The organism is Vibrio sp. 947 (assembly GCF_033339115.1).
Taxonomy (GTDB): Bacteria; Pseudomonadota; Gammaproteobacteria; order Enterobacterales; family Vibrionaceae; genus Vibrio; species Vibrio alginolyticus.
The window spans coordinates 68,302-82,638 of the sequence record NZ_JAWOTX010000010.1 but is presented as its reverse complement, the minus strand read 5'-3'; the positions used below and the strand labels follow the sequence as shown (position 1 = coordinate 82,638).

The 14,337-nt window shown below is 44.2% G+C and carries 15 protein-coding genes; 8 read left to right on the top strand and 7 right to left on the bottom strand.

All coding sequences use genetic code 11. From position 1 onward, the window contains the following. Positions 1–159 precede the first annotated feature (159 nt). On the top strand, positions 160–624 hold the full coding sequence (locus tag R7Q39_RS14470; RefSeq protein WP_005373515.1) for a dCMP deaminase family protein: 465 nt from the start codon (positions 160–162) through the stop codon (positions 622–624). Positions 625–706: 82 nt separating this feature from the next. Here R7Q39_RS14470 and pepT read toward each other — a convergent pair whose 3' ends face one another. Both pepT and R7Q39_RS14460 read right to left on the bottom strand, forming a co-directional pair. Then, positions 707–1,936 (bottom strand): peptidase T, encoded by a 1,230-nt coding sequence (gene pepT / locus R7Q39_RS14465; protein ID WP_054577770.1) that lies wholly within the window; start codon positions 1,934–1,936, stop codon positions 707–709. A 170-nt stretch (positions 1,937–2,106) separates the two neighbouring features. Next, complete coding sequence (locus R7Q39_RS14460; protein WP_318076397.1) at positions 2,107–2,970, bottom strand: DUF6279 family lipoprotein; 864 nt, start codon at positions 2,968–2,970, stop codon at positions 2,107–2,109. A gap of 261 nt (positions 2,971–3,231) precedes the next feature. Between R7Q39_RS14460 and R7Q39_RS14455 the strand changes: the two genes are divergently transcribed. After that, positions 3,232–3,405: a hypothetical protein gene (locus R7Q39_RS14455; protein WP_005373524.1), complete on the top strand. Its 174-nt coding sequence runs from the start codon at positions 3,232–3,234 to the stop codon at positions 3,403–3,405. A 91-nt stretch (positions 3,406–3,496) separates the two neighbouring features. Here R7Q39_RS14455 and R7Q39_RS14450 read toward each other — a convergent pair whose 3' ends face one another. Together R7Q39_RS14450 and narQ are read right to left on the bottom strand one after the other, a co-directional pair. Then, positions 3,497–4,111 carry a response regulator gene (locus R7Q39_RS14450; protein ID WP_318076415.1) on the bottom strand — a complete coding sequence of 205 codons (615 nt, stop codon included), beginning with the start codon at positions 4,109–4,111 and terminating at the stop codon, positions 3,497–3,499. A 4-nt stretch (positions 4,112–4,115) separates the two neighbouring features. Beyond that, complete coding sequence (gene narQ / locus R7Q39_RS14445; RefSeq protein ID WP_318076414.1) at positions 4,116–5,852, bottom strand: nitrate/nitrite two-component system sensor histidine kinase NarQ; 1,737 nt, start codon at positions 5,850–5,852, stop codon at positions 4,116–4,118. 247 nt (positions 5,853–6,099) lie between these two features. Here narQ and napF point away from each other — a divergent pair, with 247 nt between their 5' ends. From napF to R7Q39_RS14415, 6 genes are all read left to right on the top strand, one after another. Continuing rightward, positions 6,100–6,585 carry a ferredoxin-type protein NapF gene (gene napF / locus R7Q39_RS14440; RefSeq protein ID WP_005373529.1) on the top strand — a complete coding sequence of 162 codons (486 nt, stop codon included), beginning with the start codon at positions 6,100–6,102 and terminating at the stop codon, positions 6,583–6,585. A gap of 47 nt (positions 6,586–6,632) precedes the next feature. Beyond that, positions 6,633–6,941, top strand: a complete 309-nt coding sequence (locus tag R7Q39_RS14435) for a chaperone NapD (protein ID WP_005373535.1) — start codon at positions 6,633–6,635, stop codon at positions 6,939–6,941. Then, positions 6,938–9,427: a periplasmic nitrate reductase subunit alpha gene (gene napA / locus R7Q39_RS14430; protein ID WP_005389060.1), complete on the top strand. Its 2,490-nt coding sequence runs from the start codon at positions 6,938–6,940 to the stop codon at positions 9,425–9,427. The genes R7Q39_RS14435 and napA overlap by 4 nt, the downstream gene beginning before the upstream one ends. Positions 9,428–9,505: 78 nt before the next feature. After that, a complete protein-coding gene (locus tag R7Q39_RS14425; protein ID WP_005389061.1) occupies positions 9,506–9,961 on the top strand; it encodes a nitrate reductase cytochrome c-type subunit in 456 nt (151 codons plus the stop codon). 28 nt (positions 9,962–9,989) lie between these two features. Beyond that, positions 9,990–10,568 carry a NapC/NirT family cytochrome c gene (locus R7Q39_RS14420; protein ID WP_005373542.1) on the top strand — a complete coding sequence of 193 codons (579 nt, stop codon included), beginning with the start codon at positions 9,990–9,992 and terminating at the stop codon, positions 10,566–10,568. Positions 10,569–10,579: 11 nt separating this feature from the next. After that, positions 10,580–10,714, top strand: coding sequence for a TIGR02808 family protein (locus R7Q39_RS14415; protein ID WP_005373546.1), 135 nt, complete (start codon positions 10,580–10,582; stop codon positions 10,712–10,714). A gap of 170 nt (positions 10,715–10,884) precedes the next feature. Here R7Q39_RS14415 and phaC read toward each other — a convergent pair whose 3' ends face one another. The 3 genes from phaC to R7Q39_RS14400 all read right to left on the bottom strand — a co-directional run bounded on the left by phaC (position 10,885) and on the right by R7Q39_RS14400 (position 14,327). Then, on the bottom strand, positions 10,885–12,660 hold the full coding sequence (gene phaC, locus R7Q39_RS14410; protein WP_318076396.1) for a class I poly(R)-hydroxyalkanoic acid synthase: 1,776 nt from the start codon (positions 12,658–12,660) through the stop codon (positions 10,885–10,887). Between the two features lie 66 nt (positions 12,661–12,726). Further along, entirely contained in the window at positions 12,727–13,074 is a 348-nt protein-coding gene (locus R7Q39_RS14405; protein WP_005373550.1) for a phasin family protein, read from the bottom strand. Positions 13,075–13,118: 44 nt separating this feature from the next. Beyond that, complete coding sequence (locus R7Q39_RS14400) at positions 13,119–14,327, bottom strand: acetyl-CoA C-acetyltransferase (RefSeq protein WP_033906557.1); 1,209 nt, start codon at positions 14,325–14,327, stop codon at positions 13,119–13,121. Positions 14,328–14,337 lie beyond the last annotated feature (10 nt).

Genomic DNA, 14,337 nt, shown 5'->3' with positions numbered 1-14,337 from the left:
CGGGCGTAAAGTGAGATTCAGTGCTCAAGATAAGAACGTTTTGTGGCTAAAAAGGTAAAAAGTGACGCCTTCATACTCAAGACCCCGATTTTGACTATTTTTTTAATATAAATGGGTTATCATTCAATTAATTCAACGCCTTCGACAGAGAGGATGACTATGATTTCTAAATGGGCGAAACGCTTTTACCAGATGGCAGAACTAGTGGCGTCTTGGAGTAAGGACCCATCAACACAAGTCGGTGCCGTTATTACTAAACAGAATCGCATTGTATCTGTTGGATTTAATGGCTATCCGCATGGTGTTTCTGACAGTGTCGACACCGATGAGCGCGAGTTGAAATACCTTAAAACACTGCACGCGGAAGAGAACGCAATTTTGTTCTCAAAACGTGACTTAGACGGATGTGATATTTGGGTAACGCATTTTCCTTGCCCTAACTGCGCGGCAAAGATCATTCAAACAGGGATCTCACACGTACACTGCCCTGAGCAGTCTGAAGACTTTTTATCTCGCTGGGGAGATAAAATCCAAGTCAGTCAAGATATGTTCGATCAAGCGGGTGTGAAAGTCGACTGGTTACCACTAGAAGACATTGAAATTGAAGACAAAGACGTGCGCTAGTATTCCATCTTAATATTTAAATAGCCCAGGAAGATCTGGGCTATTTTGTTATTAAATCTGCAAGAGGTCTCGACGTGGTCTTTTAACTGTGTTTTTTCGCTGTGAGCTCAGCAATTTTGACAATAACGAGTACTGATTTTTCCATCATTTCAACAGAAATAAACTCATGAATTCCGTGGAAGTTAAAACCACCGGTGAAGATATTCGGGCACGGCAAACCCATAAAAGATAAACGAGCGCCATCTGTACCACCACGAATAGGTTTTATAATCGGTTCCACATCACACGCTTCCATCGCTTGCTTTGCCAGCTCAATGATATGAGGGTAAGGCTCAACCATTTCTCTCATATTGTAATAGCTGTCTTTTATTTTTAGCTCTACAGAACCATGGCGTAAACCCGTGTTCATTTCATCGACGAGTTTCTGCATAAAGGCTTTTCGATCCTCAAGTCTTTGACGGTCAAAGTCTCTAATAATGTAACCTAGCTCGCTTCGTGCAACGCCCATTTCTGCCGATTTTAGATGGAAGAACCCTTCGTAACCTTCGGTTGTTTCCGGAGTTTGATCTTGGGGCATTTGAACTTGAAATTTCGCAGCCAAGCTCATCGCATTGACCATTTTGCCTTTTGCAGTACCTGGATGAACGCTAACACCATGAAAAATTACATCAGCGTTTGCTGCATTAAAGTTTTCGTATTCCAATTCACCTTGCGGACCACCATCTATAGTGTATGCCCATTTCGCGCCAAATTTTTTAACATCAAACAAATCTGCACCACGACCGATTTCTTCATCCGGAGTAAAGCCGATACAAATGTCGCCGTGTGGAATGTCTGGGTTTTCCAGTAGCAGAGCTACCGCGGAAAGAATCTCTGCGATACCGGCTTTGTTATCCGCGCCAAGTAATGTAGTGCCATCGGTAGTAATAAGATTGTGGCCATGTAGGTGATGTAAATCTGGGTATTGCACGGGAGATAACACTTCATCCCCCAACCCTAATGCAATATCGCCACCCTGGTAATCTTCGATGAATTGCGGCTTTACGTTTTTGCCAGATGCATCCGGCGCGGTATCCATATGGGCAATGAAGCCGATAGGAGGAACCGCATAATCAACATTGGCTGGCAGTTTAGCCATCAAGTAGCCATTTTTATCCAAAGTCACGTCACTTAAGCCAAGTTCGAGCATCTCTTTTTTAAGTAACTCAGCAAACACAAGCTGGCCAGGTGAACTTGGGCAAAGCGTCACATGTGGATTGGATTGGGTATCAAACGTGACGTATCGAAGAAATCTTTCAACTAAATGTTTCATATTTATTCTCATTGTTTTGTACGATGAGGCCTTATCACGCATTGATAAGCTGACGTTGCCTCATCAAACCTCACGCTATGTTACGCTCTTAGCTCAATAAGAATTTGCTTTGAATCATTTTTTGATAAGAAAGGCTTTTGCGCTTTGCTTTCGCTCATTGAAGTATGAATTTAATCTAAAAGTTCCTCAGCCAGTACTCGCCACTCTTTAACCTTTTCACGAAAATGACGCCATTGCTTATCGGTCATCGAACGAGAAACATCTAATGTCAGTTGATCAACCAATGCAAAGTTAGAATCAATATTCAGAGAAAGCTGCTCACTATAATAACTCTCTGGCTCGAACAAGAGTCGCATAAATATATCTTGATAAGTCACAACATTAGATTTGTTGTCGAACAAGTATTCGAGCTCTTGATATACCGTGGCTCGATAATCTCTCCATAAAGGGCTGTTTAAAATAACTTGCTGAGAAAATGTTTGAGCTAATTGACGCTGATTTCCTGATAGATTCCCTAGCCATTCTTCCATCCACTCTTCAGTGTTATCCAGAATAATTTCACGCACTTCGTCTTCTGTCTTATCGGCATATTTTGCGTTTCGCTCTTGATAATGTTCTTGTACATTACTCAAAAACTCGCGTTCTTGATCTTTCGTTAATTGCAAACTTAACGCAAAAAGATCTGGTGCTGCTTTGCTGACCACTCTATCGTAATGCGCTCGCATTCTATCTCGATTTTGTTGCAAGTAATTTAAGGTGACATCGCTCGCTTTTAATCTCTCAAGGTCTTTTAAATGTTCGATATATATTGGTAACTCCTCTTTCTTGTGCCAGTCTGCCAACAATAATAAGCGCTCTTCCACCAGGACTTCTTGTTCCCCTTGCAACGAGACATAGTCCTCTAAGTAATCGAGCACGAACCAATCGATATTGCTGTATAAAAACTTTTTCGCACAACCGGCAAGCAGAAATACGAAACAAAATAGAAGGCCATAACGAAGCGCCTTATTAGATACATCCTTTAATTTAGTCACTTATTCGTATTCCCTTTTCTGTTGATTAAGTTCTATACTCAACCTGTATCACTTAGTATTGCGGCAAACTTACACCAGTGTGACAAATATTGATTGCCACCTTAATAATATATAGAGTTTGAAATTAACTTTTTGATCACAGCTATCCGCAAAAAAGTGAGTTAGAGCGCAATTATCGGCTAAAAAACGTACCGAACGACGCTCCCTATAACGGCATATAATTTGCATGGATGTTTTTTGGATGGTTTATGGAGGCGAAGTATGGCAGCCGCTGAGCAACTTGATACCAGTGTAGAATATGAGATTCGATATTTTGAACAGGGGAAAATGCACTGCATGAGAGTCATTGCTGAAAGCAAAAAAGTGGCTTATCAGTACTATTTGGAGTGTGGTAAGCACAACAGTGACTTGTACTCTATTCGCCCAGACAAGTAAAAAAAACCGCCTAACAGGCGGTTTTTTTATTCGTCAGAATAAATATAACTGTTTGATTTTATTTATTATTACAGATTCAAATCCAACAATGTTATTTGATGTCGCCAAAGCGCTCAAGATAAAGGACGGTTGCTGCAGTACGAGAAGGAACTTGAAGCTTTTTAAGTAAACTCTTCATATGTACTTTAACCGTAGACTCAGAGATAAAAAGACGATCGGCAATTTGCTTGTTGCGGAAACCTCTTGCCACCTCTCTTAAGATCTGAGATTCACGATCGGTCAGTGTATCAAACACGTCCTCTTGCTCTGAACGTTCACTCAAATACTTAGAAACTTCTTGGCTGTATGCCTTGTCCCCTTGGTGCGCTTGTTTTAGCAACTCAACCAACTCATCGGGCTCAGTGTCTTTCAATAAATAGCCATCGGCACCACTTCGAACTATTGCTTCGATACCTGCTGGGCTATCTGAAACGGTTAGAATGACAATTCTGGCTTCACAGCCATCTGCACGCAGTGCTTGCAAAGTATCAAGGCCAGACATGCCTTTCATATTAAGATCAAGAAGTACAAGATCCAGTTCCAGCTCATGCGCTTTCGCTACTGCATCCGCGCCATTACTTGCTTCTGCAATGACCTCAAACTCAGGCTCAAAGCTTAAAAGCTGGTGGATACCTCTTCGCATGAGTGGATGATCATCCACCAGCATTACTTTACACACTGTCACTGTTTACTTCCTTACTATGTTGGAATTCTAATTTTACGGTACAACCTTTGTTTATCGATGCTTCGATGTGCAGATCGGCATGCAGTCTAGCGGCCCGCTCTTGCATGATACTCATACCGTAATGATTTAATTTTTCGTCTTGATGTTCAAAGCCTATTCCATCGTCGCTAACGGTTACTGTGACTTTTCCATCATTATCGAGACATTGAATGTGAATATTATCTGCTTGCGCATGTTTGATAGCATTAATTGCCGCTTCTCTTATCAACTGTAGTAAATGAACCTGTTGATGTGCATCCAGTTCAGTTGATGAAAGTCTATTTTTTAGCGTAATGTCTGCAGCAGTTTGTTCACTGAGCGTTTCAACCATGTCTTGCAATGCTTGGCCAAAACTGCCCTCTTTAATCGTAAGACGAAACGTCGTCAGTAACTCGCGTAACTGCGTATAAGCCGCAGATAAGCCCGTATCTAGCTCAGCAATAACTTGATTAGCCTGCGCGATCGCCTTTTCGTCAGAAAAGTTCTTTACGCTTCTCTTTAACAAAGCGACCTGAATTTTTAAGTAAGAGAGTGCTTGAGCCAATGAATCATGCAACTCCCGAGCAATAGTGGCTCGCTCTTCCATCAGCAGAATTTGTTCTGCTTGGCGCTGCGCCCGATTGTAATACACGGCGCGTGATAAAATCTGCACGAAGTTGTCAATAAGAGCCTCGTTCGGACAAGGTAACCCTGCTTTCCAATATAAATAGCCCAAGTGCTCACCATCTAGCATCAGGGCTTTACCGTGGCAATCTTCATCACAATCTTGGCAGCATTCTTCTCCTTCCATCAATATCCAGCTCGGTTCTCCCAGCTGCTCGATTTCAAGTTTGACCGCTTTAATGCCCTCAAGACTGACGATATGCTGCAAAATCGCCTGGAAATTGTCTTGATTAATACGCGACGCCGTGAGTTCTTTTGACGAGTCATACAGCACCTCTAAAGACTGGTTGGCATGCTGCAATTTACGTGTTTTCTCATCAACCGCTTGTTCTAATCCTCGGTACAACTTACCAAGGTCTGTCGCCATCCGGTTAAAGGTTCGAGTCAGTATTCCCATTTCATTATCGCTAGATACATTGAGCGATATATTGAATGAGCGATTTTTAATTTGCTCGCTAGCAAAAACTAAGGCACGCAGAGGCCGAACAACTTCGAGGCGCACAAAGTGAACGACAAACATACTGACACAAAGGATGCCACCCAACCCTAACCCGCCGATCCAGGCTAAGTTAATCAGTTTTTGCTCCGAAAAGCTTTGCAGCTTAAATACAAACTCATCGATTTGTTCAACAAAACCGGCCACTAGGAGTTGATATTCTGCCGGGTTGTCTCCTCTAAGCACCGCCTTGAGTTCATGCCATCTGATAATAAGACGGTAGTAATCGTGAGTGATGTCTTCAGGCACAGACCAATGCTGAAGCGCTTTCATTGAAGGTGAATATATCGAATGTTCAAATGCGTCGATATGTGAAGAATAGTCAACAGATTTAACCTGAATATCATTCGCCAGACGGTAGCTTTGCATTCGCATCGAGCCAGCAACATTGACGGCTTCAGCATCGTTCAAGCTAGACGCTAACGTAAAAATCGCAAAACCAGTCGTAGCGACTGAGAGCAGCAAAATAAGAAGCATCGCGGACGCAATCGTGCGCGTCACTGACTTTTTCACATTTTTAAACAATCTGAGTTCCTCGCCCATTAACAATCCTATTTGTACGTGCAATGAACCCATTACCTTTCAACTTTATCAATATGTGATCACCTGCGACGGAATTTATTGATCCAAAACAATATTGCATACCATTTACCCCCTAAGAGGTATTTATACAAATATGTCAAAAACTACAATTTCGTTAGTTTAAATGACAGTTTATTAATGAAAATTGTGGACTATGCTTAGTTTGGGTTCCAAGTTTCGAGGTGACTAAGTGGTAGACCTTTCCAGAAGAAGACTCTTTGCAAGAAAAGCGCACCCCGACAACGCCGTACGTTTGCCTTGGTTAACTAAACCGCAACAGTTTACGGACGATTGCACTCGCTGCGGTAAATGCATTGAGGCCTGTGAAACAAAGATTATAACCAAAAGTGATGGCGGATTCCCCTCGGTCGATTTTTCCATCGATGAATGCACATTTTGCTATCAATGTGCAAACGCCTGTCCTGAGCCCCTTTTCTTGCCAGAAACAGAACAACCTTGGCAAGCAAAAGCAAGTATCAACGATAACTGCTTAGCAAAACAAAATGTCGAATGCCGAAGCTGTGGGGATATGTGCGACCCGATGGCAATTCAGTTCAAATTAGAACTGGGGAAAGTAGCACAACCCAATTTAGACCTTGATGAGTGTAACGGCTGCGGCGCCTGTGTTTCAGTGTGCCCGACTTCATCCATCAATGTGAGCAATACAACAGCCTAAGCCGAATGTCGTCGGCCAAAGGCAATAAAAATAAATGAGAGAGCTATATGTCACTAAATGAAGTGCATATTTCAAGTTTGGTAGTACATGTGCTGCCGGAACATTTGGACGAAATCAAACAAAAGATAGAAGCACACGAAAATGCGGAAATCTATGGTGACAGTCCTGAAGGCAAGATTATCGTCGTACTTGAAACTGAGAACCAAGGTTTCATCACAGACACTATCGATGCCATTAATAATTTACCGAACGTCTTAAGCACGGTATTGGTTTATCACCAAATCGAAACTGGGCTTGAAGAAACGGATGAAGAAGACACTGGAACACAACATTCCCAAATCGAGGGTGAAGTATGAAAATGACAAGACGTGCGTTTGTGAAAGCAAACGCGGCTGCATCAGCTGCTGCTGTCGCAGGTGTGACACTACCAGCATCTGCAGCCAACCTGATTGCAAGCTCTGATCAAACCAAAATCACATGGGACAAAGCACCTTGTCGTTTCTGTGGTACAGGCTGTTCTGTTCTTGTTGGCACTCAAAACGGCAAAGTGGTAGCAACACAGGGTGACCCAGAAGCACCAGTAAACAAAGGTCTGAACTGCATCAAAGGTTACTTCCTTTCTAAGATCATGTACGGTCAAGACCGTCTAACTCAACCGATGCTACGAATGAAAGATGGCAAATTCCACAAAGATGGTGAATTTACACCTATCTCTTGGGATGACGCTTTCGACATCATGGCTGAGAAATGGAAAGCTTCCCTCGAGAAAAAAGGCCCAACAAGCGTAGGTATGTTTGGCTCAGGCCAATGGACAGTAATGGAAGGCTACGCTGCGTCAAAGTTAATGAAAGCAGGCTTCCGATCAAACAACATTGATCCAAACGCTCGTCACTGTATGGCTTCTGCCGTTGTAGGTTTCATGCGCGCATTCGGTATCGATGAGCCAATGGGTTGTTACGATGACTTTGAGAACGCAGACGCTTTCGTTCTTTGGGGCTCAAACATGGCAGAGATGCACCCGGTTCTATGGACTCGCATTACTGACCGCCGCCTAAGCCACCCTCACGTTAAAGTGAACGTGCTTTCTACTTACTACCATCGTTCATTTGAGTTGGCAGACCACGGCTACATTTTCAATCCTCAGTCTGACCTTGCAATTGCTAACTTCATCGCAAACTACATCATCGAAAACGATGCAGTAAACTGGGACTTCGTGAACAAACACACGAACTTCACTCAAGCAGACACTGACATCGGCTACGGTCTACGTGACGATGATCCGCTACAAAAAGCAGCGAAGAACCCGAACTCTGGCAAACTCACTTCTATCTCATTCGAAGAGTACAAGAAATCAGTAGCGCCATACACAGTAGAAAAAGCATCTGAAATCTCTGGTGTTGAGAAAGAGAAGCTTATCGAGCTTGCGAAGCAATACGCGGATCCAAACACGAAAGTGATGTCTCTATGGACGATGGGTATGAACCAGCATACTCGTGGTGTATGGATGAATAACTTGGTTTACAACATCCACCTACTAACCGGTAAGATCTCGACTCCGGGGAACAGCCCATTCTCACTAACGGGCCAACCATCAGCATGTGGTACCGCTCGTGAGGTTGGTACGTTTGCTCACCGCCTACCAGCGGACATGGTGGTTGCTAACCCTAAACACCGTAAGATTGCAGAAGACATCTGGAAACTGCCAGAAGGTACGATTCCACCAAAACCTGGCTTCCACGCCGTATTGCAAGACCGTATGCTGAATGACGGCGTTCTGAACTGTTACTGGGTTCAATGTAACAACAACATGCAAGCCGGTCCAAACATCAACACAGAACGTCTTCCAGGTTACCGCAACCCAGAAAACTTCATCGTTGTGTCTGACCCATACCCGACAGCAACAGCACAAGCAGCAGACCTTATTCTTCCTACCGCAATGTGGATTGAAAAAGAAGGTGCTTACGGTAACGCAGAGCGTCGTACCCAAGCTTGGTACCAACAAGTGGGCACAGTCGGTCAGGCAAAATCGGACCTTTGGCAGCTAATGGAGTTCTCGAAACGCTTCAAAATGGAAGAAGTGTGGCCTGAAGAGCTTCTAGCGAAAGCGCCTCAATACCGTGGTAAAACAATGTACGACGTACTTTACCGCAATGGTAACGTCGACAAATTCCCTATCGAAGAAGCTCGTGAACTGAATGACGATGCTCACCACTTCGGTTTCTATGTTCAAAAAGGTCTGTTTGAGGAATACGCAACATTTGGCCGTGGTCACGGTCATGATTTGGCTCCATACGACCGCTACCACCAAGTACGTGGTCTACGTTGGCCTGTTGTTGATGGTAAGGAAACACAGTGGCGCTTTAAAGAAGGTTCAGACCCATACGCGAAAGAAGGTTCTGGTTGGGACTTCTACGGCAATGCTGATGGCAAAGCGAAGATCATTTCCGCGCCATACGAAGCGCCACCAGAAGTACCGAACGATGAATTTGATATGTGGTTATGTACTGGTCGTGTTCTTGAGCATTGGCACACAGGCACCATGACTCGTCGTGTACCTGAATTATACAAAGCAGTACCAGACGCAGTGTGTTACATGCACCCAGAAGACGCAAAAGCACGCAATGTTCGTCGTGGTGAAGAAGTACTCATGGCAAACAAACGCGGTGAAGTACGCGTTCGTGTTGAAACTCGCGGTCGTAACCGTCCGCCAAAAGGCTTGGTATTCGTACCGTTCTTTGATGCACGTATTTTGATTAACAAGCTTATCCTAGATGCGACTGATCCACTGTCTAAACAGACAGACTTTAAGAAGTGCCCAGTCAAAATCACTAAGATTGCTTAACCTTCAGATACTGAATGCTACGGCCGTCATTATGGCGGCCTAATAAAGAATTTAAGCCATAAAGGCGGAGATGAAATGATGAAAAAATTACTTGTCGCAGTTTTATCTGTAGGTGCGTTAGTGACAGGCATTGCGCAAGCTGAGTTGGATAATCCAGGTGGTATTGGTGGTCTAGAATCTTTACGTGGAATGTCTCAATTGGAAGATACGCGTCCAGCAGACGAGTTCAAAGACTTCCCTAAAGATCAAATCGTTGAAGACAGCTATGTTTATCAACCACCGTTGATCCCACACAGCATTCGTCACTACGAAATTTCGTTAAATGCTAACAAGTGTCTTGCATGTCATAGCTGGAAAAATGCAAAAGAGTCAGGTGCGACTAAAATTAGCGTAACGCACTATGTAAACAGAGAAGATGCGGTACTGGCAGATATGTCTCCTCGTCGTTACTTCTGTTTGCAATGTCACGTTCCACAAACGGATGCAAAACCACTAGTGGAAAACGAGTTTAAGGCAGTCGATTCGCTTCAGTAATTGAAACGCGAGTACTAAGAGGTTACTTATGAAAATACTTAAAGCGTTTTGGAAGAGACTGTCGAGCCCGAGTAAAGCTGCCGCTGGTGTGGTTTTATTTCTAGGCTTCGCTGGTGGCCTTCTATTTTGGGGCGCATTCAACACAGGTATGGAAGCAACCAACACAGAAGAGTTCTGTTCTGGCTGTCACGCGCCGATCGTTGCTGAAATTCAAGAAACAATTCACTACTCCAACCGATCTGGTGTTCGTGCGATTTGTTCAGACTGTCACGTTCCTCATGAATGGACGGATAAGATCGTTCGTAAAGTACAGGCATCTAAAGAGCTATTTGCACACTTCGTAACGAAGACGATCGATACGCCAGAGAAGTTCCAAGAGCGTCGTGGACACCTCGCAGAACGAGAGTGGGCACGTATGAAAAAGAATGACTCTCTTGAATGTCGTAACTGTCATGAGTTTGATTTCATGGATTACTCTCAGCAAGGATCACGTGCGGCAGAACAACACTCCACCGCTCTAGCTTCAGGCGAGAAAACATGTGTAGACTGTCACAAAGGTATTGCGCACAAACTACCCGACATGAGCGGCGTTGAAGGCTGGCACTAAGGAGACTTACCATGAGTACATTAGAATCTGTAATTTGGCATATCCTTGGCTACAGTGCTATGCCAGTGATTATTCTTTCCGGCTTTGTGGCGGTAGCAGCAATCTCTCTCTGGCTGCTGTCATTTGGTAAGGATAAAGAGGTGTAACGTAACGCATCTCTACTCGTCAACTAGCCTATTTGTTGACACTGAGCGCCGAGCAAATGCTCGGCGCTTTTTATTTATTACTCAATGGTACTTGCCAACAATAAACAAGCAATCATACATAAAAAAAGCGACCATAAAGGCCGCTAAGATTTACTGCTATAGGGAGTTGTTTAAGATTCTTTTACTGGCAGAACCTGTTTGACGTATTGTCCTGGCGCCTCATCAATAACCGGATGGTTTTCTGAGCCAATAGGGAAAGGCTCAACTTGCTCTTTAGGGTTGAATTGGAGTAACCACTCGTTCCAGTGTGTCCACCACGATCCCTCTTTGTGTTCCGCGTTATTCAACCACTCATCAGCAGAGTCATCCAAATTATCGTTCAACCAATAACCATACTTATTTTTAGCTGGAGGGTTCACGATGCCCGCAATATGACCAGACTCACCGAGGACAAACGTTTTGTTACCACCCGTGTTCAGCGCACCACGGTAAGTTCCCTGCCATAACGCAATGTGGTCTTCTTTCGTTGACACAAAATAGCTAGGAATTTTGATCTTATTTAGATCAATCCATACTCCACCAATTTTGACGCCTTTATCTTGCACCAGCTTGTTCTCTAAATAGAGCGCGCGAAGCAAGAAATTGTGAGATGCAGCGCTGACGTTGGTGCTATCGCTATTCCAGTACAACAAGTCGAAATCAACCGGACTGTTACCCTTCAAGTAATTGTCGACGTAGTAGTTCCAGTACAAGCTGTTTTCACGCAGTAAACTAAACGTCACGCTTAAGGAACGGCCGTCCATATACCCTTTTGCGTTATTTTGCGCTTCAATTGCACTAACAATGGTGTCATTGATATACGCGCCGACTTCACCTGGTTGAGAGAAGTCGAGCAATGTGGTGAAGAAAGTGGCAGACTTAATGCGCTTCTTCATACGTTTTGCAGCGTAGTAGGCAACCGTGCTTGCTAAAACAGTACCACCAATGCAATAACCAGCCGCATTGATTTGCTCTTGTCCTGTTATATCTTCAATTGCAGCGACGGCTTTCACTACGCCTTCTGTCACGTAGTCACCAAACTCTATGTGCGCTTGTGCCTTGCCTGGGTTACGCCAAGACATCATAAATACACTGTGCCCCTGCTCTAACAACCATCGAACCATTGAGTTCTTTGCTGTTAAATCAAGGATGTAGTATTTATTGATGAAAGGTGGGACGATGAGCAGCGGCGTCGCATTCACTTTCTCTGTTAGAGGTCGATATTGAATCAACTCAAACAATTCGTTTTGAAAAACCACATTGCCCTGTGTCGTCGCAACGTCATCGCCCACGCGGAATGCATTGTTATTCGTCATACGAATTTTTAAAATGTCTGCGCTCGACTCAACGTCTTCTTTCAACTGCTCTAAGCCTGCCAGTAAGTTTTGACCGTTTTGCTCAAGTGTCAGCTTCAAAAGCTCTGGGTTAGTGGCGATGAAGTTGGAAGGAGAAAGGGCGTTAATGGCTTGGCGAGAGAAAAAAATAATACGTTCTTTCGTCTTTTCATCTAAGCCTTCCAAAGACTCGATGGTGTCCAGATAGGTCTTACTAAATAAAAGGTAGGATTGTTTGATGAAGCTATACATGGCTTCATTTTGCCACGCTTCGTTTGAGAAACGCTTATCCCCTTTTTCAGCTTCGACGATTTGTGCTTGGTTCCCTGCCAATGCAACATTCTGCCAAATTTGCAGCTGCTGTTCCCACCACTGTGCTTGCAGCTTTAAAATCGCAGCAGGCTGATTGGCAGCTTGTTCGAACAGTTTGGCAGTATCCTCAAAGTTCACTTCTTGCATGGCCTTGTTTAAAGGAGAGTTCACGACTGCCTTGTTCACTTCGACATCATGCCACCACTGATGATTGGTTTCCTGAAGCTTCACAAGATAGTCCGAAAAGAAGTGTTGAAACATAGTCTTACTCCTATATTCGGAAAAAACAACGCCGCCCAAATCTAGGGGCGGCGAGAATCGGACAAATTACGCTGGAGTAACAGTCTTTAGATTTTCCGAAGTCATTTTCTCAACGTCTTCTTTGAACTCTTTTGCAATCGCTTGAAGCTTGTTGCTGTCATCCATCATTTGTTGAGAAAGTTTAGTAAGTACGCTTAGTTGCTGACTGTTGAAAGCAGTCAATGACGTTACGTCTTTGATTTCTGTCGCTGCTTTCATCTGGTTTAGACCCACTTCACTGTATGTGCGAATGGCGTTCAATTGAAGCTCGGTCAACACTTCTACGTTTTTTGTCACTAGCTTGTTGAACTTCAAGTAAGGTTCTAGATTTTTTTCAGTTTGATCGCTAAATGTTTTGAAGAAATCTGTGTACATGGTTTGTCTCCTAGAGAAAGAATTAAAAATGTCCGTTTAAATAATTACTTAACTGTCTTTACAACCACAGCCGTGCCCATGCCGCCGCCCACACAAAGTGAAGCAACGCCATATTGACCATTTTGCTTATGAAGCTCGTGAACCAGCGTGACTAAGATTCGGTTTCCAGATGCACCAAGCGGGTGTCCTAGCGCGATAGCACCACCGTTAAAGTTCGCTTTATCTTGAATCGCGTTAACTGGAACTTGGTTTGTTTCCGCCAACTGATGAATCACGCCAAGTGCTTGCGCTGCAAATGCTTCGTTTAACTCGTAAACGTCGATATCATTTACTGTGAGTTCTGCGTTTTCGAGTGCTTTATTGACCGACTCAACAGGACCTAGGCCCATGATCTTCGGATCAAGACCCGATTGCGCATAGCTTACGATCTCAGCAAGCGGCGTTAATCCATGCGCTTTAACTGCGCTTTCAGACGCCACGATAATCGCACTCGCTCCATCGTTAATGCCTGATGCATTACCCGCAGTCACAGTGCCTTCGCGGTCAAAAGCAGGACGTAGCTTGCTTAAGGCTTCCATTGTCGCGTTCGCTTTTGGGTATTCATCCGTATCAAACATCACGGTTTCACGGCGTTGCTTTACTTCCACTGGCACAATTTCGTCTTGAAATTTGCCAGCTTCGATAGCGGCTACCGCTTTCTGTTGGCTAGACAGCGCGTATTCGTCTTGCTGCTGGCGAGTTAAGCCGATTTGTTTTGCTACGTTTTCTGCCGTCACACCCATGTGATATTGGTTGTAAACATCGGTTAAACCGTCCGCTATGAGCAGATCTTTTAGCTCCAGATTGCCCATTTTGTTGCCATCACGAATGCTGCTTGGTGCAGCAAACGGAATCTGAGACATGACTTCAACACCCGCTGCAACAACGATCTCAGCATCGCCACTACGGATATGGGACACGGCATCCATGACCGTTTTCATGCCACTACCGCAAACCATGTTTACGCCATATGCAGGAACAGATTCAGGAATCCCCGCAAACAGTGCCGCTTGGCGGCCAACACCCATTCCTTGACCTGCACCAACAACGTTGCCAACAATCACTTCGTCAACCTTGTCGCCAGGCAACTTTGCCGCTTCCAACGCGCCCTTAATCGCTACTGCTGCCAGATCGCCAGCAGAAGTATTTTTCAGGCTACCACCAAAAGCACCAATTGGAGTACGCTTCGCCGCTACGATAAATACTTTTTCCATCATCTTCTCT

Coding starts and splice junctions, on each gene's coding strand:
- R7Q39_RS14470 (WP_005373515.1), top strand. CDS start 160: ATGATTTCTAAATGGGCGAAACGCTTTTACCAGATGGCAGAACTAGTG.
- pepT (WP_054577770.1), bottom strand. CDS start 1,936: ATGAAACATTTAGTTGAAAGATTTCTTCGATACGTCACGTTTGATACC.
- R7Q39_RS14455 (WP_005373524.1), top strand. CDS start 3,232: ATGGCAGCCGCTGAGCAACTTGATACCAGTGTAGAATATGAGATTCGA.
- R7Q39_RS14450 (WP_318076415.1), bottom strand. CDS start 4,111: ATGCTGGTGGATGATCATCCACTCATGCGAAGAGGTATCCACCAGCTT.
- R7Q39_RS14435 (WP_005373535.1), top strand. CDS start 6,633: ATGTCACTAAATGAAGTGCATATTTCAAGTTTGGTAGTACATGTGCTG.
- napA (WP_005389060.1), top strand. CDS start 6,938: ATGAAAATGACAAGACGTGCGTTTGTGAAAGCAAACGCGGCTGCATCA.
- R7Q39_RS14425 (WP_005389061.1), top strand. CDS start 9,506: ATGAAAAAATTACTTGTCGCAGTTTTATCTGTAGGTGCGTTAGTGACA.
- R7Q39_RS14420 (WP_005373542.1), top strand. CDS start 9,990: ATGAAAATACTTAAAGCGTTTTGGAAGAGACTGTCGAGCCCGAGTAAA.
- R7Q39_RS14415 (WP_005373546.1), top strand. CDS start 10,580: ATGAGTACATTAGAATCTGTAATTTGGCATATCCTTGGCTACAGTGCT.
- phaC (WP_318076396.1), bottom strand. CDS start 12,660: ATGTTTCAACACTTCTTTTCGGACTATCTTGTGAAGCTTCAGGAAACC.
- R7Q39_RS14405 (WP_005373550.1), bottom strand. CDS start 13,074: ATGTACACAGATTTCTTCAAAACATTTAGCGATCAAACTGAAAAAAAT.
- R7Q39_RS14400 (WP_033906557.1), bottom strand. CDS start 14,327: ATGGAAAAAGTATTTATCGTAGCGGCGAAGCGTACTCCAATTGGTGCT.